This window comes from uncultured Novosphingobium sp. (genome assembly GCF_964277725.1).
GTDB classification, from domain to species: domain Bacteria; phylum Pseudomonadota; class Alphaproteobacteria; order Sphingomonadales; family Sphingomonadaceae; genus Novosphingobium; species Novosphingobium fluoreni.
This window is the reverse complement of sequence record NZ_CAXYKL010000246.1, coordinates 1-4,268: the sequence shown is the minus strand read 5'-3', so window position 1 is coordinate 4,268 and position 4,268 is coordinate 1. Positions and strand designations below refer to the sequence as shown.

The 4,268-nt window shown below is 66.7% G+C and carries 3 protein-coding genes; 2 read left to right on the top strand and 1 reads right to left on the bottom strand.

All coding sequences use genetic code 11. The features are described from left to right. A partial coding sequence (locus tag ACHWRX_RS13720; protein WP_394659606.1) for a hypothetical protein occupies nucleotides 1-212 on the bottom strand: 212 nt, incomplete at its 3' end. A 622-nt stretch (nucleotides 213-834) separates the two neighbouring features. On the opposite strand from ACHWRX_RS13720, the gene ACHWRX_RS13715 reads away from it, so the two are divergent. Together ACHWRX_RS13715 and ACHWRX_RS13710 are read left to right on the top strand one after the other, a co-directional pair. Beyond that, nucleotides 835-1,668 (top strand): N-acetylmuramoyl-L-alanine amidase, encoded by an 834-nt coding sequence (locus ACHWRX_RS13715; RefSeq protein ID WP_288415248.1) that lies wholly within the window; start codon nucleotides 835-837, stop codon nucleotides 1,666-1,668. A gap of 49 nt (nucleotides 1,669-1,717) precedes the next feature. Continuing rightward, entirely contained in the window at nucleotides 1,718-4,249 is a 2,532-nt protein-coding gene (locus ACHWRX_RS13710; RefSeq protein WP_058735991.1) for a penicillin-binding protein 1A, read from the top strand. The last annotated feature ends 19 nt before the right edge of the window (nucleotides 4,250-4,268 follow it).

The window sequence follows — 4,268 nt, the reverse complement described above, 5'->3', positions numbered from 1 at the left end:
AAGGCCAGGAAGCCATGGCGATTGCCGCCGAAATCGACGAACGCCGCCTGCAGCGACGGTTCTACCCGCGTGACTTTCGCGAGATAGATATTGCCCTTTATCTGCTTCCGGTCGGCCGACTCGAAGTCGAACTCTTCAATCCTGTTGCCCTTGAGGACCGCCACCCGTGTTTCTTCCGGGTGGCGCGCATCGATCAGCATGCGCGTTGCCATTATGTATTCTCCAGACACGCCGCGGCGATGCTCTGAGGCCAGGGGCTCCGGAGCGTGCGGGGGCGCGATTTTGTTCGAAGGTGCCGCGGCGTCGGGCGAAAGGCCCGGACATGGCGCGCCAGCCGACGGTGCGGCTGTGGCGCTGTGGCGCGGCAAGGTGGGTAATCCCGGAGCAGAACGCTCCGTATGCGGATATCGTGTCTGCAAACCCGAGAATGCGCGGCGCGATTGGCGGCGCTGCAAGCGGCGTCCGTTCAGCCCATGCCCGTTCGGGCATCGGCTGGCAGGACGGCAGTTGCATTCTCATTGTTCGCGTCAACCTGTGCGGACACCGGAAACGAATTCTCCGGTGGTGACGACCGGGTTCTGACAAGAGCCGGCGCATCTTCGGGAGCCATCTAGGGCTTCCTTCCCGATAATGCGAGGTTCGAAGCCGTCAGAGCCCCGGATGGGTCTGGCCTAGCATCTGTGCCCTTGGGGGGCAAGGTCCGGACGAAAGGCGAGGTGAAGCTTAGCGCCGCTATGGTTATCAAAATCTTGCCAGCTTCCTTAGGGGGCATTGCCGGGGCGGGGCGGGGCACCTAGTCATCGCCCGGTGACGTTCCGCCGGCTTCTGATCGCAATGCTCCTCCTGTTGCCCTCGGCGACACTGGCGGCCGTCGTCTTCGGCCCGCTGCTGGCGCGCGGCGGGCGGGATTACGTCGTCCGGATCGCGCTGCCGCCGGTGAACCAGCCGCGCGATCTGCCGACCATAGCCGGCCCGCAAGATGCCAGCCGGCCACTGGTGGTGCTCGATCCCGGGCATGGCGGCTTCGATCCCGGGGCCGGGGCGGGTGCGGTGAAGGAAAAGGCGGTGGCTCTGGCGATCGCCCTGGAAATCCGCAAGCGCCTGCTGGAAGGCGGCGGCATCCGCGTGGCGATGACGCGCGAGGACGACCGTTTCATTCCCTTGGCCGACCGCCCGGCGATCGCCCGAGATCTGGGCGCGGACCTGTTCGTCTCCATCCATGCCGACAGCGCGCAGTCCGACGGGGCGCGGGGGGCAAGCGTCTATATCCTCTCCGATCGCGGCTCCACCGAAGCTGCCGCCCGTTTCGCCGCGCGAGAAAACCGCGCCGACACGATCAACGGCGTCCCGCTTTCGCAGACCAGCGACGCGGTGGGCGCGATCCTTCTCGACCTGTCGCAGCGCGAGGCCCAGGCGGGATCGGTGGGCGCGGCGCAGCTGTTCTTGCGTGAGATACAAGGCAAGGTGCCCTTGCACTACGATACCGTCGAATCCGCCGCGCTGGCCGTTCTCAAGGCGCCGGACGTGCCCTCGCTCCTGTTCGAGACCGGTTACATCAGCAACGCAGAGGATACCGGCTACCTCGAATCCGCCGAAGGGCGGCGCGTGATCGCCGATGCCGCCGCCCAGGCCATCCGCACCTATTTCGCTCGCCAGGCCGGGACCTGATCGTGACCGCTGGCCTTGCGGGAAAGCCCCGTGCTAGAGGACCCGCGCAATGAGTGATCAGGTCGAACCCGGAGCTGACCCAGACGCTGGGGATGTCACCTATCGTATCCGCCGTGAAGGCGGCGGCGTGTTCCGTTCCGCCGGCGCGGCGTGGAAGCGGCGGCCCTGGCTGCGGCGCTTCGCCTACGTGTGCCTGGCGGGCCTGCTGGGGCTGGGCGTGTTCTGGGTGATCCTGACCAAGGACCTGCCTTCCACGGACAAGTTGGCCGATTATCAGCCGCCATTGCCCACCATGGTGCGCGGCATCGATGGCCAGATCGTCTATAGCTACGCCCGCGAACGCCGGGTGCAGCTGCGCTTCGTGGACTTTCCGCGCCCGCTGATCGACGCCTATCTGGCCGCAGAAGACAAGACTTTTTGGACGCACGGCGGTGTCGACTACACGGGCTTGGCCGGTGCGGTGGTGGACTATGCCAGCAAGTTCGGGTCCGGCTCCCGCGCCAGGGGCGGTTCCACGATCACACAGCAGGTCGCCAAGAACATCCTAATCGGCGACGAATATTCCGTCACGCGCAAGCTGAAGGAAATGATCGTCGCCCGCCGTATCGAATCGGTGCTGACCAAGCAGCAGATCCTTGAGCTTTACCTCAACGAGATCCCGCTAGGCCGGCAGAGCTTCGGCGTGCAGGCGGCGGCCCGTGCCTATTTCGACAAGGACGTGGACCAGCTGGACCTGCATGAGGCGGCGTTCCTGGCGATCCTGCCCAAGGCGCCCGAGCGCTATGGCCGCGCCAAGTTCCTGGACATGGCGATCGCCCGCCGCAACTACGTGCTGGATCAGATGGTCGCCAACGGCTGGGCCACGCCCGCCGCCGCCGCGGAAGCCAAGGCGATGCCGCTGGGATTGAAGCCCCGCCGTGCCGAGCGCTACGATCCCTCAATCGGCTACTTCATCGAGGAAACGCGCCGCCGCCTGATCGGCCGCTTCGGCGAGAATGCCGAGGATGGCCCGCTAAGCGTCTATTCCGGTGGTCTGTGGGTGCGAACCTCGCTCGACACGGGGCTGCAAGGGCCGGTGCGCGACGCGTTGCGCGCCGGGTTGCTGCGCTATCACGGCAATCGCGGCTGGGTGGGGCCACTCGCCCATTTCGACGACATGGACACCTGGCAGACGCAGTTGATCGTCGCCAACCTGTCCATCGACTACAACGACTGGCGGATCGGCGTCGTCATCTCGCGCAGCGGCAGCAGCGGCCAGATCGGCTTCAGCGATGGCAGCGTAGCGGAACTGACCGGCATTCCGGACAAGGCGCGCGTGGGTGACGTGCTGGCCGCCGCGCCGGTGCGGTCCGGCACGTACGCCGTCCGCTCCATCCCCGAAGTCTCGGGCGGCATGATGATCGAGGAGCCTTCTACCGGGCGCATCCTGGCGATGCAGGGCGGGTTCGACAGTGGCCTGGGTTCCTTCAACCGCGCCACCCAGGCAGAGCGCCAGCCGGGCTCCACGATCAAGCCCTTCGTCTACGCCACCGGCCTGATGTACGGCATGACCCCGGCCACGCAGGTGCTGGACGGTACGTTCTGCGTCTATCAAGGCGCGGCGCTGGGCAACAAATGCTTCCGCAACTTCGGCGGCGGCGGCGGCGGCACTCACACCATGCGCTGGGGCCTGGAGCAATCGCGCAACCTGATGACCGTGCGCATCGCCAATGACACCGGCATGAGCCGCGTGGTCAAGACGTTTCACAACGTCGGCATCGGTGATTACAAGCCCTACCTCTCCTTCGCGCTGGGCGCGGGCGAGACTACGGTCAACCGCATGGTCAATGCCTACTCGGCTCTGGCCAACAACGGCGTGCAGTTCCCCGCCTCGGTCATCGACTACGTGCAGGACCGCAACGGCAAGGTGGTGTGGCGTGGCGACGATCGCCGCTGCATGAGCTGCAACATGGCCGAGTGGGACGGGAAGCCGATGCCGCGCATCCCGCGGCGCGGCAAGCAGGTGCTGGACCCGGACACTGCGTACCAGACCGTCCACATGCTGGAAGGCGTGGTCACGCGCGGCACCGCCGTGACGCTGCGAGACCTGGGCTTGCCACTGTTCGGCAAGACAGGCACCACCAGCGGCCCGACGGACGTGTGGTTCGTGGGTGGATCGCAGCAATATGTGGCGGGCGTTTACCTGGGGTACGACAACCCGCGCTCGTTGGGCGGCTACGCCCAGGGCGGCCGCATCGCCGCGCCGATCTTCAAGCAGGTGGTGACCGCCACCAAGGATCGCTGGAGCCGCCAGCCGTTCGTCGCGCCCGCCGGCATCCGCATGGTCCGTATCGACCGTGTCAGCGGCAAGCAGGTGATGGGCGCGGAACCGTCGGACGATCCCAAGGCCGCGATCATCTGGGAGGCGTTCAAGCCCGACACCGAGCCCAAGCGCTACACCGCGCAGGACGAATTCACCCGCAAGCGTGACGCCCTGGTGGCGGAGATCCGGGCGGCCCGCGCCGATCGCATCGCCCCGCCCCGTGCGGACACCGGCAGCGCGCCGGCAGACTTCGTGCAGGAGCAGGGCGGCCTTTACTAAGCCCGCAAGCCGGGACGCG